Annotated in this window: 16 protein-coding genes and 1 pseudogene; 3 read left to right on the forward strand and 14 right to left on the reverse strand. The window is 71.5% G+C overall.

Annotation, left to right across the window (positions count from 1 at the left end; translation table 11 throughout):
• Positions 1 to 26: 26 nt before the first annotated feature.
• From ABD343_RS28895 to ABD343_RS28920, 6 genes are all read right to left on the reverse strand, one after another.
• A complete protein-coding gene (locus ABD343_RS28895; protein WP_344532332.1) occupies positions 27 to 1,652 on the reverse strand; it encodes an RNA polymerase sigma factor in 1,626 nt (541 codons plus the stop codon).
• 500 nt (positions 1,653 to 2,152) lie between these two features.
• A complete protein-coding gene (locus tag ABD343_RS28900) occupies positions 2,153 to 3,211 on the reverse strand; it encodes a FadR/GntR family transcriptional regulator (RefSeq protein WP_425578309.1) in 1,059 nt (352 codons plus the stop codon).
• 344 nt (positions 3,212 to 3,555) lie between these two features.
• Complete coding sequence (locus tag ABD343_RS28905) at positions 3,556 to 5,718, reverse strand: ATP-binding cassette domain-containing protein (protein WP_344532333.1); 2,163 nt, start codon at positions 5,716 to 5,718, stop codon at positions 3,556 to 3,558.
• A 145-nt stretch (positions 5,719 to 5,863) separates the two neighbouring features.
• Complete coding sequence (locus tag ABD343_RS28910; RefSeq protein WP_344532334.1) at positions 5,864 to 6,619, reverse strand: NUDIX hydrolase; 756 nt, start codon at positions 6,617 to 6,619, stop codon at positions 5,864 to 5,866.
• Positions 6,620 to 6,810: 191 nt separating this feature from the next.
• Positions 6,811 to 8,955, reverse strand: coding sequence for a glycogen debranching N-terminal domain-containing protein (locus tag ABD343_RS28915; RefSeq protein ID WP_344532335.1), 2,145 nt, complete (start codon positions 8,953 to 8,955; stop codon positions 6,811 to 6,813).
• A 78-nt stretch (positions 8,956 to 9,033) separates the two neighbouring features.
• The gene (locus ABD343_RS28920; RefSeq protein WP_344532336.1) at positions 9,034 to 10,377 is read right to left on the reverse strand and encodes a DUF4192 domain-containing protein; all 1,344 of its coding nucleotides are present in this window, start codon (positions 10,375 to 10,377) and stop codon (positions 9,034 to 9,036) included.
• Between the two features lie 140 nt (positions 10,378 to 10,517).
• Between ABD343_RS28920 and ABD343_RS28925 the strand changes: the two genes are divergently transcribed.
• Complete coding sequence (locus tag ABD343_RS28925; RefSeq protein ID WP_344532337.1) at positions 10,518 to 12,710, forward strand: RecQ family ATP-dependent DNA helicase; 2,193 nt, start codon at positions 10,518 to 10,520, stop codon at positions 12,708 to 12,710.
• A gap of 348 nt (positions 12,711 to 13,058) precedes the next feature.
• A pseudogene (locus ABD343_RS28930) lies at positions 13,059 to 13,685 on the forward strand (hypothetical protein); the annotation flags it as partial.
• Positions 13,686 to 14,613: 928 nt separating this feature from the next.
• Here the strand turns inward: ABD343_RS28930 and ABD343_RS28935 are convergent.
• The 8 genes from ABD343_RS28935 to nrdR all read right to left on the reverse strand — a co-directional run bounded on the left by ABD343_RS28935 (position 14,614) and on the right by nrdR (position 23,235).
• Positions 14,614 to 14,949 carry a hypothetical protein gene (locus ABD343_RS28935; protein WP_344532338.1) on the reverse strand — a complete coding sequence of 112 codons (336 nt, stop codon included), beginning with the start codon at positions 14,947 to 14,949 and terminating at the stop codon, positions 14,614 to 14,616.
• Positions 14,950 to 15,374: 425 nt separating this feature from the next.
• Positions 15,375 to 16,052, reverse strand: coding sequence for a ribonuclease HII (locus ABD343_RS28940; protein ID WP_344532339.1), 678 nt, complete (start codon positions 16,050 to 16,052; stop codon positions 15,375 to 15,377).
• A 36-nt stretch (positions 16,053 to 16,088) separates the two neighbouring features.
• Positions 16,089 to 17,147 (reverse strand): ADP-ribosylglycohydrolase family protein, encoded by a 1,059-nt coding sequence (locus tag ABD343_RS28945; protein WP_344532340.1) that lies wholly within the window; start codon positions 17,145 to 17,147, stop codon positions 16,089 to 16,091.
• Between the two features lie 89 nt (positions 17,148 to 17,236).
• Positions 17,237 to 17,905: a histidine phosphatase family protein gene (locus ABD343_RS28950; protein ID WP_344532341.1), complete on the reverse strand. Its 669-nt coding sequence runs from the start codon at positions 17,903 to 17,905 to the stop codon at positions 17,237 to 17,239.
• 15 nt (positions 17,906 to 17,920) lie between these two features.
• Positions 17,921 to 18,529 (reverse strand): YdbC family protein, encoded by a 609-nt coding sequence (locus ABD343_RS28955; protein ID WP_344532342.1) that lies wholly within the window; start codon positions 18,527 to 18,529, stop codon positions 17,921 to 17,923.
• 73 nt (positions 18,530 to 18,602) lie between these two features.
• Complete coding sequence (locus ABD343_RS28960; protein ID WP_344532343.1) at positions 18,603 to 19,376, reverse strand: SDR family oxidoreductase; 774 nt, start codon at positions 19,374 to 19,376, stop codon at positions 18,603 to 18,605.
• A gap of 228 nt (positions 19,377 to 19,604) precedes the next feature.
• The gene (locus ABD343_RS28965; RefSeq protein WP_344532344.1) at positions 19,605 to 22,508 is read right to left on the reverse strand and encodes a vitamin B12-dependent ribonucleotide reductase; all 2,904 of its coding nucleotides are present in this window, start codon (positions 22,506 to 22,508) and stop codon (positions 19,605 to 19,607) included.
• 148 nt (positions 22,509 to 22,656) lie between these two features.
• Entirely contained in the window at positions 22,657 to 23,235 is a 579-nt protein-coding gene (nrdR, locus tag ABD343_RS28970; protein ID WP_344532345.1) for a transcriptional regulator NrdR, read from the reverse strand.
• Positions 23,236 to 23,697: 462 nt separating this feature from the next.
• Here nrdR and lexA point away from each other — a divergent pair, with 462 nt between their 5' ends.
• The gene (gene lexA / locus ABD343_RS28975; protein WP_344532346.1) at positions 23,698 to 24,492 is read left to right on the forward strand and encodes a transcriptional repressor LexA; all 795 of its coding nucleotides are present in this window, start codon (positions 23,698 to 23,700) and stop codon (positions 24,490 to 24,492) included.
• Positions 24,493 to 24,568 lie beyond the last annotated feature (76 nt).

The following is a 24,568-nucleotide window of genomic DNA, read 5'->3' on the forward strand; positions in this document are numbered from 1 at the left end:
GGCCTTCTTCGTCTCGCTGGACCCGCTCAGTCCAGGTAGTCCCGCAGGACCTGGGAGCGGGAGGGGTGACGCAGCTTCGACATCGTCTTCGACTCGATCTGGCGGATGCGCTCACGCGTGACGCCGTAGACCTTGCCGATCTCGTCCAGGGTCTTCGGCTGCCCGTCGGTGAGGCCGAAGCGCATCGAGACCACGCCCGCCTCGCGCTCGCTGAGCGTGTCGAGGACGGAGTGGAGCTGCTCCTGGAGGAGCGTGAAGCTCACCGCGTCGGCCGGGACGACCGCCTCGGAGTCCTCGATCAGGTCACCGAACTCGCTGTCGCCGTCCTCGCCCAGCGGAGTGTGCAGGGAGATCGGCTCACGGCCGTACTTCTGGACCTCGACGACCTTCTCGGGCGTCATGTCCAGCTCCTTGGCCAGCTCCTCCGGGGTGGGCTCGCGGCCCAGGTCCTGGAGCATCTGGCGCTGGACACGCGCGAGCTTGTTGATGACCTCGACCATGTGCACCGGGATACGGATGGTGCGGGCCTGGTCGGCCATCGCGCGGGTGATGGCCTGACGGATCCACCACGTCGCGTAGGTCGAGAACTTGTAGCCCTTCGTGTAGTCGAACTTCTCGACCGCACGGATCAGACCGAGGTTGCCCTCCTGGATCAGGTCCAGGAAGAGCATGCCGCGGCCCGTGTACCGCTTGGCCAGGGAGACGACCAGCCGGAGGTTGGCCTCCAGCAGGTGGTTCTTGGCGCGGCGGCCGTCCTCGGCGATGATCTCCAGCTCGCGCTCCAGCTTCGGGGCGAGCTTGTCGGCGGCGGCCAGCTTGTCCTCGGCGAAGAGGCCCGCCTCGATGCGCTTGGCCAGCTCCACCTCCTGCTCGGCGTTGAGGAGCGGGACCTTGCCGATCTGCTTGAGGTAGTCCTTGACCGGGTCGGCGGTGGCACCGGCGGCGGCGACCTGCTGGGCCGGCGCGTCGTCCTCGTCGTCGTCGGAGAGGACGAAGCCCTCGTTCTCGTTCTTCGGCTCGACCGGACCGTCCTCCGGTCCCGCCTTGCCCGTCGGCTTCGCCGGGAGGTCCTCGACCATCTCCTCGTCGCCTTCGAGCAGCTCGTCGACGACCGACTTCTTGGCAGCCGTCTTCTTGGCCGGGGCGGCCGTCTTCTTGGCCGTGGTCTTCTTCGCGGCGGCCTTCTTGGCCGGAGCGGCCTTCTTCGCGGCGGGCTTCGCCACCGCGTCGGCCGAGGACTCGGCGGCCAGGGAGGCGCCGGACCCCTTCGGCGCGGCCATGTCGGTCCCCGCGGTCACGGCGGACGGCGCGGCCGTGGTCGCCGGGGTGGACTTCTTCGTGGTGGTGGTCTTGGCGGCGACCGTCTTGGTGGCGGTGCGCTTGGCCGGGGTCTTCGCTGCGACGCTCTTTCGGGTGCGCTTGGGCGCCTCCGCGGCACTCACCATCAGCGTCACACCCTCCTCGTCGAGGATCTGGTTGAGGCTGCGCAGAACGTTCTTCCACTGGGTTGGCGGAATCTGGTCAGCCTCGAAGGCCCGACGCACGTCATCGCCGGCGATCTGCCCCTCAGCCTTTCCCCGCTCGATGAGCGCCATCACGGACTCGGACTCGGCGATCTCCGCAGGGAGCGTACGGGATGTGCTGGCCGACACGAACAACCTCTCGGAACGATGGAAACGGCGGACCGTCGGTGGGGATGAACCGACGGCGCGGGCGGAGCAGTGGAGAAACACGGCTCTGAGATTCGACTGGGATCGACTCTGAGAACAGCCCCTGACGGGGCGCCCGTATTCCCTCCGCGGCTGTCACCTCTTGAGTCATCGCGCTGGGGCGGGAAGCGTTACGCCCAATTCACGTGGCCCGAGTCACACCGTGTACCCACGTGTATGCGGTGAGAACCGGACAAGTTGCCCCCATCCCCGCTGCTACGGCCTCCACTTCGGGTTCGGCTCTGTCACTTCCATCCCTACCCGCGACCGCTCTCCGTACGTATGAGCACGGCTGTCCGTACGTACGGCCGCGCCGCCGGGTGCGGGAGGCGCGGCCGTACGTACGGGGTGCGGGGGATGAGCCGACGCGGAGGGACCGGCGACCGGGAACACGGGCCGGAAGCGCGGGCCTGTCGTGCGGGCCGGATACTGGCCCGCCCGCGTCAGTGCTCGCGCGGAGCCGGAACCACATGGTCGGCGCCGCCCGCGCCCGGCGCCCCGGCCTGGGGGACCTGTCCCACCTGGCCGTGCTGCACGGGCTGGCCGGGCTGGCCCGCCGCTCCGGCGCCCGCCCCGACTCCCGTGCCCGCCGCCGCGGCCGGGCCGGTGGCCCCCGCCGGCTGTCCGGCCTGAACGGGCTGGCCCGGCTGGGCGGCCTGCGTGGACTCGGTGTGCACGCTGAGGAGCTGGCGCATCGCGGCCTCGGCCACGGCGGCCTCCCCGGCGACGAGTGCCTCGACGACGCGCCGGTGGTGGCCGACCGCGCCCTCCGTCGGGTGCTCGCAGCCCGTCGCGGGGCCGCCGGAGACCTGGAGCGCTGAGGAGACGATGCCGGAGAGGTGCTCCAGCATCCGGTTCCCCGCGGCCTGGAGGACGAGGCTGTGGAACTCGGCGTCGGCGCGCGAGAAGGTCAGGGTGTCCCCCTGGGCCAGCGCGTGGCCCATGATCTCCACCATGTCGGCGAGGCGCTGCTGGACGTCCTCGCGGCTCTGCCCGGCGGCGAGGCGGGCGGCGAGGGGCTCGATGGTCCAGCGCAGCTCGCACAGCTCGCGCCGCTGCCCCTCCCGCTGCGGCCCGAAGGCGCGCCACTCGATGATGTCGGGGTCCAGCAGATTCCAGTCGCTGACCGGGCGGACGCGGGTGCCCACGTTGGGGCGCGCGCTGACGAGGCCCTTGGCCTCCAGGACACGGAGGGACTCGCGCACGACTGTACGGGACACCTCGAAGCGCTGACCGATCTCCTCCGGGACGAGCGGGCGGTCGGCACCCAGGTCGCCGGAGACGATCATCTGGCCGAGCTGCTGGACGAGTTGGCCGTGCAGACCGCGCCCGCGGCTGCCGGCGGCGCGGCGGCCCACTCGGTTCATATCGGCCTCGGAACCTTCCCACGCGGGGGCGTTGGTGGTGGGGCGCGCCGTGCCGGTCGACTCGGCGTACGCGTAGCGGTCCAGCTCGCCCGGGCCGACGAGGCCGGTGTCGACGGGACGAGCCGCGGTCATCATGGAGTGCGCAAGGGTAGTCACGCCTCCTTGTGTCGGCGGCGCCCGGGACGGCCTTGAGGGCTTTGGTGAAAAGCACACGAAAGGGTGATCAATGACTTCCGCACAATTGACGCCTTATCGGAATGAACGGCGCTCGTCAGCGCCATCTCGTCGCGGAGAGCGAGGCGTTGGCGGCACCTCGGGTGAACACTTGGCGCATTCCCTCGAACTCGCTTCGCGGAGACGCCCGTACGACCCGTGACGTGCCCGGCGCGGGCCGGCCCGACGGCCTTGGGCGGAGTCCGGGATGACTCGGCCTGACCCGATGCCGACCCAGGGCTGGACCGGTGCGGCCTTCGCGCGTCCTAGCGGGGCCTGCTGCGCAGGGACGTGAGCGCGTACGCGCAGAGCAGCACGGTCAGCGACAACGCGAGCGCCCGCCCGAGCGGTTGAGACGCCAAACGCACAGCAACGGTCACCCACTGATCAACAGCGGACGGCCACGGAACAAGAATGGCCCTCTGCAGTCGCTCCGGAAGCCCCTCCAGCGAACGGGCAGCGGGCCCGTCGAGCAACTTCCGCACCGCCGGGGCCACCAACAGCGGCACCGCCACAACGGCCGCCGTACCGGCCCACGTTGACCTGAACACCCCGGCGGCCAGCAGCCCCGCCCACGCGCAGCCCACACAGACGGCGAGCACGGCGACGGCCTGGACGAGCGGTGAGAACGTCCGCCCGGTACCGGACGGCAGCGCGAACGCCCCGCTGTCCGCGCCGAACAGCAGCGTGAGCACGGCCGCGTTGAGCGCCGCCGTCGCGAGACAGAGGGCGATCGCGGTCAGCGCCGTCACGAACAGTTTGGCCAGCAGCATCCCGAGCCGCCGCGGCACCGGCGCCTGAGCGGGGGCCAGCGCGGGGTAACGGAACTCCTGCCCGAACGCGAACGCCCCCAGCAGCCCCGCCGCCACCGCCGCCGGCGGCACGAAGAACGGCGACCCGGACGGCCACCCGACCAGCAGCCGCACCCCGGGCGCGAGCCCTCCCCCGTCGCCCTCGGACCCCGCGCCCACTCCGGTCCGCACGAGCGCTGCCCCGACCGCGACGGCGCCGAGCAGCGCGATGGTCATCACGACCCACGGGGTCCGCACCCCGAACAGCCGCCGCATCTCGTACCGCAACGGCGCCGCGGGCCCGGGCCGGGACACTGCGGGCGACGACGAACGGGCAACGACCGCCCGCCCCTCCGCGACGGCCTCGGCACGTGAATCGGCGACCACCACCGCCCCGACACCCGACCTGAGCGCGACCGCCGAGGAGGCGGCGGGAGAGGACGCGTGTGAGGGGAGAGCGGCGCCACCGGAACCGGAAGCCGACGCGGCAGCGGGAGCGCCGGATGAGGAGGTGGCGGCACTGACAGGCACGTGGGTGAGCGCGGGCATGGGAACGGTCGGAGCCTCCGAAGCCCCCGGCGCGTCGGAACTGTCAGCCGACTCACGCGACTCCGACGGCTGCGGAAGAGTCGCCGACGAGGTCTCCCCCGCGGCCTGCTCCGCCACGGACGGCTGAGCCTGCGCGAACGCGGACCGCACAGCCCCCCGCCCGTCCGCCCTCGCGAGCGGCCGCGGCGGATGAACGTCCCCGCTGTCGCCGACCTCCTCCGCGAGCTGGTGGATCAGGATGCCGTTGCGGTACGCCGACTCCCCTACGGCCGCACAACTGCTCCCGTACACCGACACCCTGCCGCTTCCGTCCCGCACCACCTCCACGGGCCGCGCCTTCTTCTGCTCCGCCGCCTCCGCACGGGCCTCCTGCGAGAGCACGGCGGCCAGCCGCTCGGCGTGGGGCGTACGCACCGCCACCCGGGGACGCAGCCGGGTCCGGCGGAAGTCCGCCGCGTCCTGGTCGGCGATCAGCCGTCCGTCCTCGATCGACACCACCCGGTCCGCGATCCGCGCGGCCTCCTTGGGGTCGTGCGAGGTGGTGAGCACCAGCCCGCCCATGTCGGCGTACCCGCGCAGCAGCCCATGGAGCCAGCTCGCCTCCCGGGGCGACAGCCCGCGCGCCGGGTCGTCCAGAACGAGCGTGTGCGGGTCCCCCAGCAACGCCGACGCGATGCCCAGCCGCCGGTCCATCCCCAGCGAGAAGTCCCCGAGCCGCTGATCCGCCAGCCCGCTCAGCCCGACGACGTCCAGCACGTCGTCCGCCCTCCGGGCAGGCACCCCCGCGACTGCGGTCAGCATCCGCAGATGCCCCCGCGCCGTGCGCGCCGGGTGCCCCGGAACGTCCCCGAGCAGCACCCCGACCTCCCGCGCCGGATGCGGAACCCGGTGCATGGGACGCCCCCGGAAGAGCGCGACCCCCCGCCCCGGCAGCAGTTGCAGCATCAGCCGCAACGCGTCGCTCGTACCCGAACCAGCGGGCCCCAGAAGCACGGTGACCTTGCCCGGCCGCGCCTCGAAGGTGAGGTCGTCAACGGCGGGCGGCCGCTGTCGACGGGACATGCTGGTCAGCCCAATGGCCTGGATCATCGCTTCTCCCGCTGGACGCGTGGGGACGCACCTCAGCAAGATAACGCGACATTTCCGTCTTTCCGGGCAACGCGCGGCAGCACCAGCAGCTCCGCTCACAGCGACGCCGGGGAGACGCCAGGAGGTCGCCGGGGGGACGCCGGGGTCAGACCTCTGGCCGGAGCATCGGCGGGTTGAGCAGCGTGGCGCCGCCCGCCCTGAACAACTGCGCGGGCCTCCCGCCCTGACGCGTCGTCGTCCCCCCGGTCGGCACCAGGAACCCCGGCGTACCGGTCACCTTGCGGTGGAAGTTCCTCGGATCGAGCGCCACGCCCCACACCGCCTCGTAGACCCGGCGCAGCTCTCCCACCGTGAACTCGGGCGGGCAGAACGCGGTGGCGAGCGAGGAGTACTCGATCTTGGAACGCGCCCTCTCCACACCGTCCAGCAGGATCCGGTCATGGTCGAAGGCGAGCGGCACCGCCTGGTCGCCTTCGCGAGCCATGCCGTCCCCCGAGCCGAGCAGGGAGTCGGCGGTCGCCCAGCGAGCGCTGCGCGCGTCGCCTCCGGCGGTCGGCGCGGGCAGATCGGGGGCGAGCACGAGATGGGCGACGCTGACCACGCGCATCCGCGGATCGCGCTGCGGGTCGCCATAGGTGGCGAGCTGCTCAAGATGGGCGCCCGCGTCGCTGCCGTCCGGCTCGTGCGACCGCAGCCCCGTCTCCTCCTTGAGCTCTCGCGCGGCGGCCGCCTCAAGATCTTCCTCTGCCCGGACGAACCCTCCCGGAAGCGCCCAGCGGCCCTGGAACGGGGGCTCCCCGCGCCGGACGACCAGCGCGCACAACGCGTGATTGCGGACCGTGAGCACCACCAGATCGACGGTGACGGCGAAGGGCGGGAAGGCCGACGGGTCGTAGGGCATGGCGCGATCATAGTCGTCTCCCTGACGATAAACAGTCCGTTCTCCCGCACCCCGCTCACCTCCTCCCTTTCCTCTCGTCCCGCCCTGCCCCTGTCCCTGCTGCGACCCCTGCCTCGGCCCCGCAGCCTGACTCCGGCCCGCCGCCCGAGCCGTGTCCGCCCCGAGCTCCGTCTGCTCCGTCTGCTCCGGTGTCAGCAGCGGAGCTGAAGGCTGTCGGCTGCTTCCTCCACCATCGCCATGCCGAGCCTGCTGATCCGCACCGCGAAGGGCTGCTCGGCCACCCGCAGCCCGGAGAGCCGCACTTCCCCGAGCGGCGCGCTGGGCAGCGCCCGTACGGAGACCGTCCCGGCGGGGACATCGGGGCGGATCCCCGCCAGCGCGGTCAGCGCCTGCACCGCACCGGCCGCCGCCACGGCCGCGGGACGGCATGCGGCCGGGTGAGGGATCGGCGCGCTCCCCTCGGTCCGCTGCTCGGCCGCGTACATCTCGGGAAGCCGCCGGCCAAAGGCCTCCGCCGCGTCGACCAGTCCTCGCAGCAGCGAAGAGGCCTCCTTCTCGTACCCCGCCGCTGCCAAGCCGGCGATGGCCGTCGCCGTCTCCCGCACCCTGACGGCACCGCCGCGATGGCCGAACGGGTTGTAGCCCGGCTCTCCGCTCCCGAGGCTCCTCAGGCCCCAGCCCGAATCCAGGGACGGCCCTCCCAACAGCCGGGCGAGCTGTTCGGTGCGCACCTTGTCCAACAGCCCGGGAGCGTGCTCTCCGCCTCCTGCCAGCCCGGTGTCCAGAAGATCGACGGACGCCGCGCACAGCGTGCTCTCCAAGACCTCGCCCCCGGCAAGGAGCAGGACCGGCCTCCCGCCTGCCCGGTCTTCGCGCCAGAAGTCCTCGGCGAAACGGCGCCGAAGCTCCCCCGCCCACTCCCGCAACGCGGCTCCTCCATCCCTGCCGTGCGCATCGAGCAGCCCCGCGCCCAGCATCGCGGCTCGGTGCGCGTGCGCCTGGACCTCGCACCGGTACGGGCCGTCCGGCGCGGGGTCCGGTACGTACCCCGCGTCCCCCGCTGCGGCGCGCATCCACTCCAGGCAGCGCTCCGCGGCGGGGAGCAGGCTTTCCGTGTCGCTGCCGGGAAGCCCCCAGCGCCAGGCTTCGGCGAGCACCGTGGGGAAGAGCAGCGTCGCCTCAATTCCCGTGCAACTGGGGGCCGCACGCGGGCCGCCGTGACGGAGCGGTCCGGGGATTCGCCCCCGATCCGGTCCCGCACCGGTGTACTGCCTCCGGGCGAGCGTCCGCATCGTCCCGGCCGCGAGACGGGTCCCGAGAGGCAGCAACATCCTGGCCGCGCGGAGGGATTCGGCGGGGGCGAGGGCGCACCTCCAGGGGACCCCGGCCGCAAGGTGGACCTCGGACGGCGTCGCGGGGTCCCGGAGCAGAAGGGCGCTCAGGTCATCGAGGCTCGTGCGGAAGAGCTGTTGGATCCGGGCATCGTCTCCCTCCGCTTCCGCGTCGGCCCAGTGGGCGAGCAGCCCGCTCGTCCGTGCGCCTGCCGGTGACATGCCCTCAGTGAATGGGGCAGCGTCCCGTGCTCCACTGCCGGAACGCGCGCCACCGTTGCGGGAACGGCTTGGGCCCGGGCTCGACGACCGTTCCAGCTCCACGGTGAGGTCCAGACTGCGGCTGTCCCCTGGTGGCAACTCCAGGTCCCACCTGAGCACCCCGGCGGCGGCCCATGAGGTGTCGGGAGCGGGGCGGGCGGTCACCGTCGCGGACAGATGGTCCCTGGTCCAGCGGAGTCCGGACCCGTGCACAGCCGCCGCGAGTTCGACGCCGGGCCTGCCGATCGCGATGGCACCGAGCTCGCCCAGGTCGGTACCGAGCCTCACTTCCAAGGGCAGGCGCACAGTGTCCTCGCCGCCGTTCCGGACGGTGATGCGCTCCTTCCCTTCCGCGGAGCGGAGGCGTTCGACCGTGAGTTCCGGATCGGGCCCGCTCGCCGCTGAGGCGCGGGCGGCCGAGAGGAAGCGTGCCTGGGCCGCGTCGACCATGCGCCCCTGCACGGGCACCGGGTCCTGCCCCGCCAGCCGCACCTGGCAGCGCGAGAGCAGACGGGTGCCCGATCGGTAGAAGCCCTCCAGGCCTGCGCCTCGTAGCTGCCCATGGTCGGGAGAGATCACGAGCGCGGGGGCGGCGACGCAGATCAGGGAGGCGTGCGCCGGTTGATACTCGATGCCACGGCGCGGGGGCGGAGGAGCGGGGCGGGCGACTGGCCGCGCGGCGGGTTCTGCGACGGGCTCTGACGGTGCACGCCTGCGGGCCCTCGACTGCGAGATCAATGACATGACGCGTTCCTCCGCTTCCTCTTCCGTGCTCCGGCGAGGCCGGGTGGGGGTCGGGTGTGGGTGCGCGGTATCCGCCACTCAGGTGAACGGTGGGTGGGCGCGGGGGTCACGGGGCACCGGACGCCGTGCAGCATCCGGCTGCTCGTCCTCCTCGTCGCTCTCCGAGTGCTGCCGCACCGCTTGGTCCCGTCGCATGCAGCGCCGGAGCAGCTCCGGATCGAGGCCCTCGTTGCAGGCTTGATTGAGAAGTTGGGCGAAGAGGTATTCGGGGTCGGCCCGCAGCGCCTTGGCAAGGGCCACGCGGGCGGTGGCGGAGTCGCCTCCGGACCAGGCGACCCATCCGGCGAGGGTGAGCAGTGCCACCGCATGCTCGGCGTACGGCCCGACGCAGCGGCGTGCGAGCGCCCTCCAGAGGCGCAGGGCCGGCTCGACGTCGAGCCCTTCCATCCACTCCGCTGCCAGGTCGCGTGTCCTGCGGTCCTGGAGGCCGAGGATCAGCGAGGCGGCCTCGTCATGCGTGAGGATGCCGTCGTCGTGTACGTCCTCCTCCTTCAGGGTGCCGCCACTCGGCGCGACGATGCGATGGAAACGGTCCATCGCCCGGCCGACGAGGGCCATGGTCTCGTCGCGCACCTGATCGCGGCCATCGGAGGTGAGCATGCGGGAGACAAGGCGGGCGCCGACCGCGTCGAGGGCCCTCTCCTGTTGCTCGGCGAGCGGCGGCCCGAGGGCGCTCAGCCGCTCCTCCATCTCGCGCAGCGAGCCGTGGACCCTCATGCCGGAGTACGCCGCGGCCGCTGCCATGGCCGAGGTCCCCGGCGCGGCGAGGGGAGTGCCCTCGTCGGAACAGCACCGAGGGTCGGGGCAGCAGTAGCTCCAGAAGCGGCCCGTGGAGAGGCACAGCGCCTCGTAGACCGGCATGTCCAGCTCGCCGCACGCCAGGCGGAGCCGCTGGGCGAGGGGAGCCAGCCTCTCCTTCACCTTCGCGCCCGACTCTCCGATGGCGGGCTCCTGGCACAGGAAGATGAGGGCGCCGTCCGGACGAGGGCCGCGGGCCAATGCGGTGGCCTCCATGCACTCGGCAACTTGGGAGGCGATGGCGGGCCACTCCTCGGGAGAGTCCGGAATTCCGATGCGGAGCCGGCCGCCGAACCTCCCTCGCTCCCCGTGCAGGGACACGGCCACGATCGAGTCGTCGGGATAGAAGCCGAGAAGATAGGGGAGCGCGTCGGCGAGCTCGGCCGGACCCCGAAGCGAGACATCGGCCGGGCCCGTATGCGGCCGCGACCTGCCTGCGTGTCCCGACCAGCGGGGCTGGCCCGCCCCTGCCTCCTGCGGGCCGGGGGACGCAGGGCTGTCGGCGTCGCGCGGCGCTGACGGAATCGGCTGAATGCCGTCGGGATCGCTGCTGTGCTGATTCATGCTTCGACGGTGCCGGTCGCGGTGAGATCGCCGTCGCGCGTTATCCACAGGCAAGGCCGTTCTTCGTACTAATCATAAGAATCGCGAGTTATCCACAGCTTCATTCGCTCACTGCCGTCGCCATCGGGTTGCATGGACGCATGAGTGACACAGACCTGCGCCAAGAAGCCGATGCCGTGCTGTCCGGTCTCGTGGGAGACCGCGAGGGAACGGCACGGCTGCGCACCGATCAGTGGCGGGCCATCCAGGCCCTGGTGGCCGAGCGGCGCCGAGCCCTGGTGGTGCAGCGCACGGGCTGGGGCAAGTCCGCGGTGTATTTCGTCGCGACCGCGCTCCTGCGCAGGAGAGGCTCGGGGCCCACGGTGATCGTCTCGCCGCTGCTCGCCTTGATGAGGAACCAGGTGGAGGCTGCGTCGCGGGCCGGGATCCACGCGCGCACGATCAATTCCGCCAACCCCGAGGACTGGGAGGCGATCGAGTCGGAGGTGGCCGCGGGCACCGTCGACGTTCTCCTGGTCAGTCCCGAGCGGCTCAACAACCCCGACTTCCGGGACCAGGTCCTGCCCAAGCTCACCGCCTCCACCGGCCTTCTCGTCGTCGACGAGGCCCACTGCATCTCCGACTGGGGCCACGACTTCCGCCCCGACTACCGACGGCTGCGCACGATGCTCGCGGAGCTGCCGCCCGGCGTGCCCGTCCTGGCGACGACGGCGACGGCCAACGCACGCGTGACGGCGGACGTCGCCGAGCAGTTGGGCACCGGCGGCCAGAAGGCCGCCGGGGAGGGCGGCCAGGGTTCGTCCGACGCGCTCGTCCTGCGCGGTTCGCTGGACAGGGAGAGCCTCAGCCTCGGTGTCCTGCGCATGCCCGACGCGGCACACCGCCTGGCCTGGCTCGCGGAGAACCTCGGCACGCTCCCGGGCTCCGGGATCATCTACACCCTGACAGTGGCCGCCGCCGGCGAAGTGACAGCCTTCCTCCGCCAGCACGGACACGAGGTCGCGTCGTACACGGGGCGAACGGAGAACGCCGACCGGGAAGCGGCCGAAGCCGATCTGCTGGCCAACCGCGTGAAGGCGCTGGTCGCCACCTCGGCGCTGGGCATGGGATTCGACAAACCTGATCTCGGCTTCGTGGTCCATCTCGGCTCCCCCTCCTCCCCCATCGCCTACTACCAGCAGGTCGGGCGTGCCGGGCGTGGAGTCGATCACGCGGAGGTGCTGCTGTTGCCCGGCCCGGAGGACGAGGCGATCTGGCGGTACTTCGCTTCCCTGAGCTTCCCGCCCGAGGACCAGGTGCGCCGCACGCTCGATGTGCTCTCGGCCTCCGACAGGCCGCTGTCGCTCCCCGCGCTGGAGCCACAGGTCGAGCTGCGCAGGACGAGGCTCGAAATGATGCTGAAGGTGCTCGATGTCGACGGCGCCGTGCGGCGCGTGAAGGGAGGCTGGGTCGCCACAGGTGTCCCGTGGACGTACGACGCCGACCGCTACGCGTGGGTGGACCGGCAGCGCAAGGCGGAGCAGCGGGCCATGCAGTCCTACGCGGAGACCTCGGACTGCCGGATGGAATTCCTCCGCAAGCAGCTCGACGACGAGGAAGCAGCCCCGTGCGGCCGGTGCGACAACTGCGCGGGAGCCCGGTTCACCGCCACCCCCAGCGACGCCATGGTGGCCGCCGCCCGTGGTGAGCTGGGGCGACCCGGGATTCCGATCGATCCGCGCCGGATGTGGCCCACCGGTATGCCGTCGGTCGGGATGGACCTCAAGGGCCGCATCCCCGAGAAGCAGCAGGCCGCGGAGGGTCGGGCGCTGGGCAGGCTCTCGGACATCGGCTGGGGGAACAAGCTGCGCCCGCTGCTCTCCCCGCAGGCGGGGGACCGCCCGGTGCCCGACGAGGTGCTCGACGGCGCGGTGACAGTGCTGACCGACTGGGCGAAGGGTCCGGGCGGCTGGGCATCGGGCGAGCCGGAGGCGCTCGCTCGCCCAGTGGGTGTCGTCGCGGTCGATTCGCTGAACCGGCCGCAGTTGGTGCGGTCGCTCGCGGAGCGCATCGCGGAGATCGGCCGGATGCCCCTGCTCGGCGCCGTGACCTATACGGAAGGGGCGCACCCGTCCGAATTCCCACGCAGCAACAGCGCCCAGCGGCTGCGCGCGCTCCACGGAGCCTTCACCGTGCCGCCGGAGGTCGCGGAGTCGGTGGCGGCGGCGGCCGGCCCGGTGCTCCTGGTGGACGACTTCACGGAGACGGGATGGACGATCGCCGTCGCGGCCCGGATGCTCCGCCAGGCAGGCGCGGAGGAGGTGTTGCCACTGGTCCTCGCTGTCCAGGGCTGAGACACGTCCCCCACAGGACCACGTCACCGGACGCCTGCTCACGCCTGGGACAAGACCGGAAGTGGAGTGAACGTAGGGAGGGAGGGAGGAACGACAGCAGAGGAGCCGCAAAGGAGCAGCACAGGCCAGGAAGCAACAGGGCAGGGGAGGGCAAGCGGCGACGGAGCGGAGTAGGACCTGGGTGACGAGAAAGATCCCAGAAGTCGGTGCGAGGAGGGGGAGAGCTGAGGCAGAACGGGAAGGATGGGAGGAGACGCCTCGAGAAGGCCGCGTGATGCGCTGATTGTTCATTGCCGCATCGCCATGCGGCCGCGAGAATTGAAGCGGTTCCAGGACGAAGGGAGAAACGTGACCTTCGGCTTTGCTCCGCCGCCCGCGCCCGACTCCCCCTCCCGGCTCAGCCGCACGCTCGAACCCGCAGAGTGGGCAGCCGCCGGAATCCCCCTGCTCCGCGACCCACGAGAAACCGTCACCGGGCTCTGCGAACGTCACTCGCCGCGCCTGTCCACCGCTGTCGTGGCGGTGATCGGACCGGACGAACGGCTCGTCGCCAGCGCGTCGTTCGACCAGCGCAGTGTGCGTCCGGACGGCTGGGCGTTCCGGAACGCACTGCTCGACCAGTTGCGCCGGGTCATCCCGCATGACCTGCGCCGCCGGTCCCCGGTTCGGACGGCGATCCTGCTCTACTGCCGGAACGGCGAGCAAGGCTGGACCGAGGTCGACGGCGCCTGGATGTGGGGCCTGCGGGATGCCTGCACGCTGCACGGCCTGCGCTGTGGGGCCTACGTGACCCTGACGGGCTCCGGCTGGCAGGTGCTCGGTGAGGGGCGCGGCGGCCGCCGTCCCTCGGCCGGAGCGCCTACGTCGGCCGAGCCGACGCCCTTGACCGGGAGGTCCTCACCCGAGAGGAAGTCGTCACCGACGCCTCGGGGCCCAGCCTCTCGCGGCTCGGCAACTCGGGGCTCATCGACTCGGGACCCAGCGACTCGGGGTTCGGTACCCCAGGGCTCAGCGACTCAGGGTTCGGCAATTCGGGGCTCAGCGGCGCGAGCCCCGGCAGTGCGGGCCTCAGCCTCAGAGGCCCCGGCGCGTCCGGTCCCGGAACCCGCGGCTCAGGAGACCCCACCTCAGGAGACCCCGGCCCAGGAGAGGCCCGCCCCGGAACCTCCAGCCCCGGCCCCGGTCCCGGCCTCGAAGCCAGCCGCCTCGGGGGCGCCGCCTGCCGCCGCGCCGGCGGGCTATGCCCCTTCGGAACCGCCTGCTCCCGCAACGCCATCTCCGGTACCGGTGGCTACGACGCCGCTAGAGGTGAACGGGGGGCGGGCGGCGAGGAGAGGTACCTCATCGGCGCCCGGTCGGAGTGGAGACGCGGCCGCTGTCGCCCGTGCGAGAGCGGGAGCGGAGACGGAGGCGGCCGCGGGGGCTGCGGCGTCGTAGGCCTGACGGTGCGGGCGAGCCCCGGCTCAGGGCTGGCCTGAACTGCGTAGCAGTGCGCTGACCAGTCGTACGGCGTCGTAGGGCTGCGGACTCTCGGGTGTCTGGCCCGCATCGGAGTCGGCCTGACTGCGTAGGAATGCCCTGGCCAGCCGTACGGGGCTGGTGCTGACGCCGGTGCCAGTGGCAGTGCGCCGAGCCGGTCGAGGTCGCAAGAGGTCTCGGGGCGTTTCCCTCACCTGCTACCCGGCCTCTGCAGGGGGGCCGAGCGGCTCGGTCTGCACGTTCAGAAACCAGCACGTTCAGGGACCGGCACGTTCCGTCTGCTCTCTCGGCCGCTGGCCGACTGAGCGCCCGGCGCCCAGTGCCCGGTGCCCGGCGCGTTCCGGCTTGCCGGACAGGTGGTCCCGGCCTCCCCTCCGTGCGGGCCTCGTCGTGGTGGCGGGGTCCGACGGAGGGAGAGGAGGGGTCAGAGCAGGGCGCGGAGGCGCTGGGGGTCGCCGCAGACGATGAGCTGTTCGCCCGCCTTCTCCAGCGCGGCGGGGAGGGCCGCGGCGGCCTCCGGGTCCGTGCCGCCGTTGACCGCGAGCAGCACGATGGTGCGGGGGCTGGTGCGGGCGACGGCGGAGGCGTGGGCGCAGAAGACGTCCTCGCCCTCGGAGAGTTGGCGCCAGTAGGCGTCCTCGCCGAAGGAGAGTTCGTGCTGGGCCCAGGGGTGCTGTTCGCCGGTGGTGAGCAGCAGGATCTCGCCGGGGGCGCGGCCCTCGTCGAGCAGCTTGTCGACCGTCTCGTCGGCGATTTCCACCGCCGTCGCGTCGGTCGCGGCGACCAGTTGGATCTGCGCCGTGGCGGCGGCCGGGGCGGCCGAGTCGGCTGGGCTGGTAGGGGCGGCAGGCGTGCGCGGCGCCGGGGGGTTCCCCTGCCGGGGAGCGCCGGGGCGGCCGGGCGTGCTCGGTCCCTTGCTGTCCGCGCGCGGCGGTGCGGGGCGCGGCGAGGGCCGGGGACCGGGAAGGGGTGCTGCGGTGCGGGATGCCTGCGGAGTTCGGGCTGCTCCCGCTGCGTTGCGGGGGCCCGGGACGCTCTCGTAAATCTGTGGCTCCTCGGGGGTGAGAGGCATGAGGTGATGTCTATCAAATGACGGAATGGGGCGCGTCAGCGGGTACGGGATCCGGACGGGCATTCCGTGGCTTGGATCGGTGCTCCCGGCTTACGGGCACGGCGGTGGCGGATCTAGAACAGCTCGATCTGCTCCGTGGGCTCGTTCCGGGTGCGCTTGAGGTGCTTCCAGCGGGTCAGAGCGTCCATGTAGGACCACGACAGCCGGTGGTACGGGGTGGGACCCCGTTCCTCCAGGGCCGCCCGGTGGACGGGCGAGGGGTAGCCGGCGTTGTCGTGGAAGGCGAAGTCCGCGTATTCCTCGGGCAGTTCGGCCATCATCGCGTCCCTGCGCACCTTGGCGATCACCGAGGCGGCGGCCACGGCGACGCAGGACTGGTCACCCTTGATGACTGTGCGGACCCGCCAGGGCCCGCCGAGGTAGTCGTGCTTGCCGTCCAGGATCACCGCGTCGGGGCGTACGGGCAGCCCCTCCAGCGCCCGGACGGCGGCGAGCCGGAGGGAGGCTGTCATGCCCAGGTCGTCGATCTCCTCCGGGGAGGCGTGGCCGAGGGCGTGGGCGGTGACCCAGCCGTTCAGCTCCTCCGCGAGTTCGGCGCGCCGAGGGGGCGGGATGAGCTTGGAGTCGGTCAGGCCCTCGGGCGGGCGGCGCAGTCCGGTGATGGCCGCGCAGACGGTCACGGGGCCTGCCCAGGCACCGCGGCCGACCTCGTCGACCCCAGCGACGATCTTCGCTCCGGTGGTGGCGCGGAGCGATCGCTCGACGCGGTGAGTAGGCGGCTCGTAGGGCATGGCAGTTCCAGCGTATCCGCTGTTGTCGGCGCGAGTTCAGCCGACTCCGGTAAGGGCGTCGTCCAGCCACGCCGGGAGGTCCTCGGTGCGGTGCGTCCACACCTCGGGCGGTGCCACGGAGGGACCGCCCGAGGCCACGATGCCGCCGACGATGGCGCAGGTCGTGTCGACGTCGCCGCCCGCCCGGGCGGCGGCCCAGACGGCGCCCTGGTAGTCGTCCACGTACCGGGCGGCGGCCCAGAGCGTGAACGGCACCGTGTCGTGCGCGCTCGTGCGCCGTCCGCAGCCGAGGACGGCGGCGACGGTGCCGACGTCCGCGTAGTCGAGCATGTCGCGGGCACGGCGGACTCCGGCCTGGACGGCGCTGCGGGGGACGAGTTCCCGTACGGCGTCGAGGAGTTCGGCCCCTGTGACCTTCGCTTCCGGTGTGCCGGTTCCGGGGCCTCCGTCCTCCCCGGAGCCGTCCGTTCCGGCGAGGGCGGGGACGGGGACGGGAGAAGGGGCAGAGGCAGAGGCAGAAGCAGGCCGCGAGTCCGGCTCGCGGACGGCCCGCCCCGCCAGCAGCGACGACGCCGCGGCGACCGCGCGGGCGCCCGCCACGGCCTCGCGGTGCTGGTGGGTGACGTAGGCGGAGCTCTCGGCCTCCGTTGCCGCGCGTTCCGGGTCGTCCGCGTACCAGGCGCCGAGCGGGGCGACGCGCATGGCGGCGCCGTTCCCCCACGAGCCCTCGCCGTCGAAGAGTGCGGCGGCCAATTCGCGCCAGTCGCCGCCCTCCTGCCGGATCAGCCGCAGCATCCGGTTCACGGCGGGCCCGTAGCCCCGGTCGAAGTCGTGGTGCTCGGCGAAGGACGTGGCCAGGGCGTCCTGGTCGATCGTGCCGTGCGCGGCGAGCACGGCCACCACCGAGCAGGCCATCTCGGTGTCGTCGGTCCACTGCCAGACGCCGGGCGGAAGTTCGTTGCGGCGGGGCAGGGCGTGGTGGGCGGGGACGAAGAACTGTGAGCCCAGGGCGTCGCCCACGGCCAGTCCGCGCAGGCTGGCGAGGGCGCGTGCTACCCGCTCACTGCGTGCGAGGTCATGGGGGTCAGCGCTCATGGTCCGGCCGACTCTAGCCGGACACGGCCGGGTCCCGCCCGGTACGACAGCGCGTGGTTGGCGTGATCCAGTCCCCCGGCGGGTCGCGCCTACACCCCGAAGCCCCACAGGCCCGACGACTCGGGGGTGCGCCAGCGCTCGAAGGGACGGTCCAGGTGGTAGCGGCCGTCGGAGCCGAGGACCAGGGCTCTGGTCTCGCCGTTCCCCGGGTTCGACAGGGCCTCGAACTCGTCGACCGTCCAGTGCAGCCAGCGCATGCAGAACAGCCGCATCGTCAGGCCGTGCGTCACCAGCAGCACGTTGGGCGGATGGTCGGGGGCCTGGAAGCTGCGCCAGAGGCTCTCCAGGAACGCGCCCACACGGTCGTAGACGTCGGCGCCCGACTCACCCTGCGCGAAGCGGTAGAAGAAGTGGCCGTACGCGTCGCGGTACTTCTTCTGCTGGCGCACGTCCTCCCGGTCCTGCCAGTTGCCCCAGTCCTGCTCGCGCAGCCGCGGCTCCTCCCGGGCACGGACCCGCGCCGGGTCGAGTCCGAGCGCGGCGAACGTGTCGCGGGTGCGGCGGTACGGCGAGACGTACGCGGAGACCCGCTCGCTCCCGATGACCTCGCGCAGCCGCTTTCCCGCGTCCTCGGCCTGCCGTACGCCGCGGTCGGTCAGGGCGAGCGCGTGATCGGGGACCCGTTCGTAGATGCTGTCGTCGAAGTTGCCCTGCGACTCCCCGTGGCGGAGGAGGATGATACGAACGGGACGTCCCATGCGTCCCACAGTAGGTCAGACGGTCCAGGAAGGCTCAAGATCGATCACGTCTCCGGCCACAGCGGCCACGTCCGCTCCCGTCTGGGCACGCAGGGCCAGCCGCTCGACGCGTTCGGTGCGGTACTTGCCGTGCTCGGCCGTCGAGTCCCACATCGACAGCACCAGGAACTCGTCCTCCGTATGTGCTTGCGCGAAGACCCCGCGGAGCATTCCGGGTGAACCGGCCATGGCCGGGTTCCACACCTTCTCCTGCATGAGCGTGTAGTGCTCGGCTCGGTCGGGGCGCACCCGGCAGTGGGCGACGCGCAGCAGATCGGCGTCGGTGAAGACCGGGCGGAATCCGGACTTCACCTCGAAGCGGTATTCGAAGAGTCGTACCTGCATGTCCTTGTACGTGCCGACCTGCGAGGAATGCAACCGGTCGTGCGAGCGGGCCATGAACGAGTCGTAGAACGCCCTGCTCTCCCAGAAGCCGAACAGATGCGCAACGCCGTCCCGCGCCCGGCTCCAGCCGCCGCCCTGCCCACGGAATCCGGGTTCGCCGAGCAGCCCCGCCCACTTCCGCTGACCGCGTTCGAAGCCGCGGCGGTCGACCACTGTGCAACGCATCCACTTGACCAGCACCGCGCTATCGTACGGCCATCCCGGTGACGGCTTCGCGCGTACGCCGGGCCCCGTACGCCTCCGGGCGACTTCGCTACGACTTCTCCACGCGCTCCAGGTACTCGGCGTAGGTGACCGTGCCGACCGCGCGGTCCGGGACGAGGTTGCCGCCCGCGCGCAGGGCCCGGAACGCCTTGCCGGGCAGCCGTACGCCGACCACGGAACGCCTCCGTCCGTACGCGCGCAGTGTCATCAGCGCCAGTTCGCGCGAGGTGTGGACCAGGGGGCCGCCCATGTCCTCGGCCCGCCCCGCGGGCTCGCCGAGGGCCAGCTCGACGAGCCGTCCGGCCACCTCCCCCGCGTCGACCGGCTGGAACCGCGCGCCGGACGGCACCAGGGTGACCGGCAGCCGGAACTGGCTCGTGGTCAGCCGTGCCACCAGGTCGTGGAACTGGGTCGCCCGCAGCACCGTCCACGGCAGGCCGGAGCGCTCGACGGCACGCTCGCAGGCGAGCTTTGCGTCGTAGTAGAAGAACCGCACGCGGTCGATGCCGACGATCGAGACGTAGACGAGGTGCGGGTTCCCGCGCGTGTGGTGGCACGCGGCGAGGAGGTGCCGGGTGGCGCGGACGTCCTTGCGGCCCGTCGCGCAGTGCACGATCACGTCGGCCCCGGCCACCGCCTCCGTGACGCCGTCACCGGTCAGCAGGTCGCCGGTCGCCCACTCCTGCGGGCCGTCGTCCCTGGCCCGCCGGGGACGACGGCTCAGCACCCGTACGCGCTGCCCCGCGTCGAGCAGTCCCCGCACGACATGCCGGCCGAGCGTGCCGGTCCCGCCGGTCACCAGTACGGTCCGCTCCCGCGCCATCCCGCACCACACCCTCTCCCACGTCCGTGACACGCACCGCCGTGACGCGCACCGCGATGGCGCGCACCGACGTGACGCGACCGTATACGCGTCGGCCCCGCCGCACACGGGCGCACGCGCGAGGGCGGGGAACCGGACCCGCACGCGCGTGGCGTACGGACGGTTCCCCGCCCTCAGCGGAGGCAGAGGCAGAGGTCACGAGCCGCTAAGGCTCCGCCCCCTGTCTGACTAGCTGCAGCCGCTCGTCGAGCCGCAGCCCTCGCACAGGTAGCAGCTTCCGGCGCGGCGCATCTTGGTGCCGCAGGAGAAGCAGAGCGGCGCATCCGCGTTCAGCCCGAGCTGCATCTCCATCAGCTCCGTGGAGTTGTGCGCCTCCTTCGGGGCCGGGGCCGGAGCCTGCGGTTCCGGAGTGGTCCGCTCGGCGTCCTTGGCGTCGGCCGAGGACTGCGGTGCCTGCGAGGCCTTCGGCGCCGACTGGGCCAGGCCCTCGACGTCGATCTCGTCCTCCGACGGCTCGTAGGAACCCGTCTCCAGGTGGCGCTGGCGCTCGGCGGCCGAGTGGATGCCGAGGGCCGAACGCGTCTCGAAGGGCAGGAAGTCGAGCGCCAGGCGGCGGAAGATGTAGTCCACGATGGACTGCGCCATCCGCACGTCCGAGTCGTCCGTCATCCCGGCGGGCTCGAAGCGCATGTTCGTGAACTTCGAAACGTAGGTCTCCAGCGGCACGCCGTACTGGAGGCCGACCGAGACGGCGATCGAGAAGGCGTCCATCATGCCCGCGAGGGTCGAGCCCTGCTTGGACATCTTGAGGAAGACCTCGCCGAGGCCGTCGTCCGGGTAGGAGTTCGCCGTGATGTAGCCCTCGGCGCCGCCGACGGTGAAGGACGTGGTGATGCCGGGGCGGCCCTTGGGCAGCCGGCGGCGGACCGGGCGGTACTCGACGACCTTCTCCGGCTCGGCCGCCTCGGCCGTGGCCTCGTCCTTCTTCTCCTCCTTGGACTTCGCCGAGAGCGGCTGGCCGACCTTGCTGTTCTCGACGTAGACCGCGAGGGCCTTGGTGCCGAGCTTCCAGCCCTGGAGGTAGATCTCCTCGACGTCCTCGACGGTGCTGCTCGCCGGCATGTTGACCGTCTTGGAGATGGCGCCGGAGAGGAACGGCTGGGCCGCGGCCATCATCCGGACGTGCCCCATCGGGGAGATGGAGCGCTCGCCCATGGCGCAGTCGAAGACCTCGTAGTGCTCGGGGCGGAGGCCGGGGGCGTCCACGACATTGCCGTGCTCGGCGATGTGCTCGACGATCGCCTCGACCTGCTCCGGCTGGTAACCGAGGCGCTTGAGGGCCTTCGGGACCGTGTTGTTCACGATCTGCATCGAGCCGCCGCCGACCAGCTTCTTGAACTTGACCAGGGCCAGGTCGGGCTCGACGCCGGTGGTGTCGCAGTCCATCATCAGGCCGATGGTGCCGGTCGGGGCCAGCACGGACGCCTGGGCGTTCCGGAAGCCGTTCTTCTTGCCGAGGCGCTGCACGTCCTGCCAGGCCTCGGTGGCGGCGGCCCAGACCGGGGTGTCCAGGTCGTCCATGCGCGTCGCCGCGTCGTTCGCGTCGGCGTGCTGCTTCATGACGCGCTTGTGGGCCTCGGCGTTACGGGCGTAGCCCTCGTACGGGCCGACGACCGCGGCGATCTCGGCCGAGCGCTTGTACGACTGGCCGGTCATCAGGGAGGTGATGGCACCGGCGAGGGCACGGCCGCCGTCGCTGTCGTACGCGTGGCCGGTGGCCATGAGCAGGGCGCCCAGGTTCGCGTACCCGATGCCTAGCTGGCGGAAGGCGCGGGTGGTCTCGCCGATCTTCTCCGTCGGGAAGTCCGCGAAGCAGATGGAGATGTCCATCGCCGTGATGACCAGCTCGGTGACCTTGGCGAAGCGCTCCGCGTCGAACGACTGGTTGCCCTTGTCGTCGTCGCGCAGGAACTTCATGAGGTTGAGCGAGGCCAGGTTGCACGAGGAGTTGTCCAGGTGCATGTACTCGCTGCACGGGTTGGAGGCGGTGATGCGGCCCGTCTCCGGCGAGGTGTGCCAGCGGTTGATGATGTCGTCGTACTGGATGCCGGGGTCGGCGCAGACGTGCGCGGCCTCGGCCATCTTGCGGAAGAGGGCCTTGGCGTCGACCTCCTCCAGCACCTCGCCGGTCATGCGCGAGCGGAGGCCGAACTTCGAGCCGGACTCGACGGCCTTCATGAACTCGTCGTTGACCCGGACCGAGTTGTTCGCGTTCTGGTACTGGACCGAGGTGATGTCGTCCCCGCCCAGGTCCATGTCGAAGCCCGCGTCGCGCAGGGCGCGGATCTTCTCTTCCTCCTTGACCTTGGTCTCGATGAACGCCTCGACGTCGGGGTGGTCTACGTCGAGCACGACCATCTTGGCCGCGCGGCGGGTGGCGCCGCCCGACTTGATCGTTCCGGCGGAGGCGTCGGCGCCACGCATGAAGGAGACGGGACCCGAGGCGTTGCCCCCGGAGGAGAGCAGCTCCTTGGAGGAACGGATCCGGGACAGGTTCAGCCCCGCGCCCGAGCCGCCCTTGAAGATCATCCCCTCTTCCTTGTACCAGTCGAGGATCGACTCCATGGAGTCGTCGACGGAGAGGATGAAACAGGCGCTGACCTGCTGCGGCTGCTTCGTGCCGACGTTGAACCACACCGGGGAGTTGAAGGCGAAGATCTGGTGCAGCACCGCGTACGCCAGCTCGTGCTCGAAGATCTCGGCGTCCTCGGGCGAGGCGAAGTATCCGTTCTCCTCGCCGGCCTTGCGGTAGGTCTTCACCACGCGGTCGATGAGCTGCTTGAGGCTCTTCTCGCGCTGCGGGGTGCCGACGGCGCCGCGGAAGTACTTGCTCGTGACGATGTTGACCGCGTTCACCGACCAGAAGTCGGGGAACTCGACGCCACGCTGCTCAAAGTTGATCGAGCCGTCGCGCCAGTTGGTCATGACGACGTCGCGGCTCTCCCAGGTCACCTCTTCGTACGGGTGCACTCCGGGGGTCGTGTGGATCCGCTCGATCCGCAGTCCCTTGCTCGCCTTGGCGCTGCCCTTCGCGCGTGAGCCGCGTGCCGGGCCGCTCGTCGTCTCGGTCATTCCGCCTCCCTGTTTAGGGCATAACGCCCCGACGTGCCCCGGTTCTTCCCGGGATACCGTGCCTGTTTGATGGCCCGAGCGCCGCGGGTGGGCGCTCCGGCCGGGTCTTCATCCGTACGCCGACGCTCCCGCGGCGGCGTGGCGCCGCTCAGTCGGCGGCGCTGCTGGGGGCCGGGACCTCGGTGTCCCCGCCCTCTCCCGTCTTCTCGCCCTCGCCGCGCTCGGGCTCGCTCTCGCCGCGCTCGTGCCCACAGCCGCATTCGGGGCCGGATCCGGAGGGCCGCCGGGCTCCCCGCAGCTCGGCGACGGCGGTCTCGAAGTCCTCCAGGGACTCGAAGGCCTTGTAGACCGAGGCGAAGCGCAGGTAGGCCACGAGGTCCAGGTCCTGGAGCGGGCCGAGTATGGCGAGCCCGACATCGTGCGTGGACAGCTCGGCACTCCCCGTGGCGCGCACCGCCTCCTCGACCCGCTGGCCGAGCTGGGCGAGGGCGTCCTCCGTGACCGGCCGCCCCTGGCACGCCTTGCGCACACCGGCGATCACCTTGTCCCTGCTGAAGGGCTCGGTGACGCCGCTGCGCTTGATCACGGTCAGTGACGCGTTCTCCACCGTGGTGAAGCGGCGCGAGCAGTGCGGACACTGGCGCCGTCGCCTGATGGCGGCGCCGTCGTCGGTGGTGCGGCTGTCGACGACGCGGCTGTCGGAGTGCCTGCAGAAGGGGCAGTGCATCGTTTCCACCCTCCCAGGACCCTCATGGCCCTCGCCGCGCATGACTGACAACGCCTCGACAACCCCGTCTCAGGGGCCCCTCGAAGCAGCCACCAGCATAGGTGAAGTTCTCCCGGGATGAGCACGGGGGACCACAACTTGTGGTGGCGTGCGCTCATCAAACCACTAGATCTGGTATCCAGACGTCAACATGGCTCAGCGTGTCGCCACAGGCCCGCGGCCCCCCGAGCGTACGCGAAGCGGGGCGCCGCGAGGCCGCCGGGGCACGCCTGCAAAACTGTGCGGGACGACGGCGCCCCGGACGCGGGACCGGGACATGTGGAGCGGGGCGGGAGCCATACACCCATCGAGTTGACGAAGTCCGGCGAACGCCGAATTTTCACTCGAACGTGTGTTTGGCGCAACCTTTCGAAACCAACTACCGTTGTCCAACTAGGGAGAAGCCAGTCGAGAGGGGCCGACGTGACCACCACAGCAGACAGCGCCACCATCACCTCCCAGAACCGCTCCGCGCAGTCGCTCGACCAGATCCAGCCGGTGAATGACGCCATGAACGCAGAGACCCAGGACGGACAACAGGCCAAGCGCTCGCTGCCCGGCCGACCTCCGGGCATCAGGGCGGACAGCTCCGGGCTCACGGACCGGCAGCGCAGGGTGGTCGAGGTGATCCGGGACTCCGTGCAACGGCGGGGTTACCCACCGTCCATGCGAGAGATCGGCCAGGCCGTCGGCCTGTCCAGCACCTCGTCCGTGGCGCACCAGCTCATGGCCCTGGAGCGCAAGGGCTTCCTGCGCCGCGACCCGCACCGCCCGCGGGCGTACGAGGTGCGGGGCTCGGACACGCCCAGCACGCAGACCGCCGCGGACACCACGGGCAAGCCCTCCGCGTCCTACGTCCCGCTGGTGGGCCGTATCGCCGCCGGCGGGCCGATCCTCGCCGAGGAGTCCGTCGAGGACGTCTTCCCGCTCCCGCGCCAACTCGTGGGCGACGGCGAGCTGTTCGTCCTCAAGGTCATCGGTGACTCGATGATCGAGGCCGCGATCTGCGACGGCGACTGGGTGACGGTCCGCCGCCAGCCCGTCGCCGAGAACGGGGACATCGTCGCCGCGATGCTGGACGGCGAGGCCACCGTCAAGCGCTTCAAGCGCGAGGACGGCCATGTGTGGCTCCTGCCGCACAACTCGGCGTACCAGCCCATTCCCGGTGACGACGCCACCATCCTCGGCAAGGTCGTCGCCGTTCTGCGCAGGGTCTGAACTCCCGCTCCCGATACGGCTGTTCCCGGCACGGAAGCACGACGAAACGGGTCACTGGTTCTCTCCGCTCTGGAAC

Origin of the sequence: Streptomyces albiaxialis (assembly GCF_039530985.1) — a bacterium.
GTDB lineage: Bacteria > Actinomycetota > Actinomycetes > Streptomycetales > Streptomycetaceae > Streptomyces > Streptomyces albiaxialis.

What these genes read in the sequence shown, in the direction of transcription:
- ABD343_RS28900 (WP_425578309.1), bottom strand. Translation starts at nt 3,211, where the DNA reads ATGATGACCGCGGCTCGTCCCGTCGACACCGGCCTCGTCGGCCCGGGC.
- ABD343_RS28905 (WP_344532333.1), bottom strand. Translation starts at nt 5,718, where the DNA reads ATGATCCAGGCCATTGGGCTGACCAGCATGTCCCGTCGACAGCGGCCG.
- ABD343_RS28910 (WP_344532334.1), bottom strand. Translation starts at nt 6,619, where the DNA reads ATGCCCTACGACCCGTCGGCCTTCCCGCCCTTCGCCGTCACCGTCGAT.
- ABD343_RS28915 (WP_344532335.1), bottom strand. Translation starts at nt 8,955, where the DNA reads ATGTCATTGATCTCGCAGTCGAGGGCCCGCAGGCGTGCACCGTCAGAG.
- ABD343_RS28920 (WP_344532336.1), bottom strand. Translation starts at nt 10,377, where the DNA reads ATGAATCAGCACAGCAGCGATCCCGACGGCATTCAGCCGATTCCGTCA.
- ABD343_RS28925 (WP_344532337.1), top strand. Translation starts at nt 10,518, where the DNA reads ATGAGTGACACAGACCTGCGCCAAGAAGCCGATGCCGTGCTGTCCGGT.
- ABD343_RS28940 (WP_344532339.1), bottom strand. Translation starts at nt 16,052, where the DNA reads ATGCCCTACGAGCCGCCTACTCACCGCGTCGAGCGATCGCTCCGCGCC.
- ABD343_RS28945 (WP_344532340.1), bottom strand. Translation starts at nt 17,147, where the DNA reads ATGAGCGCTGACCCCCATGACCTCGCACGCAGTGAGCGGGTAGCACGC.
- ABD343_RS28950 (WP_344532341.1), bottom strand. Translation starts at nt 17,905, where the DNA reads ATGGGACGTCCCGTTCGTATCATCCTCCTCCGCCACGGGGAGTCGCAG.
- ABD343_RS28960 (WP_344532343.1), bottom strand. Translation starts at nt 19,376, where the DNA reads ATGGCGCGGGAGCGGACCGTACTGGTGACCGGCGGGACCGGCACGCTC.
- ABD343_RS28965 (WP_344532344.1), bottom strand. Translation starts at nt 22,508, where the DNA reads ATGACCGAGACGACGAGCGGCCCGGCACGCGGCTCACGCGCGAAGGGC.
- nrdR (WP_344532345.1), bottom strand. Translation starts at nt 23,235, where the DNA reads ATGCACTGCCCCTTCTGCAGGCACTCCGACAGCCGCGTCGTCGACAGC.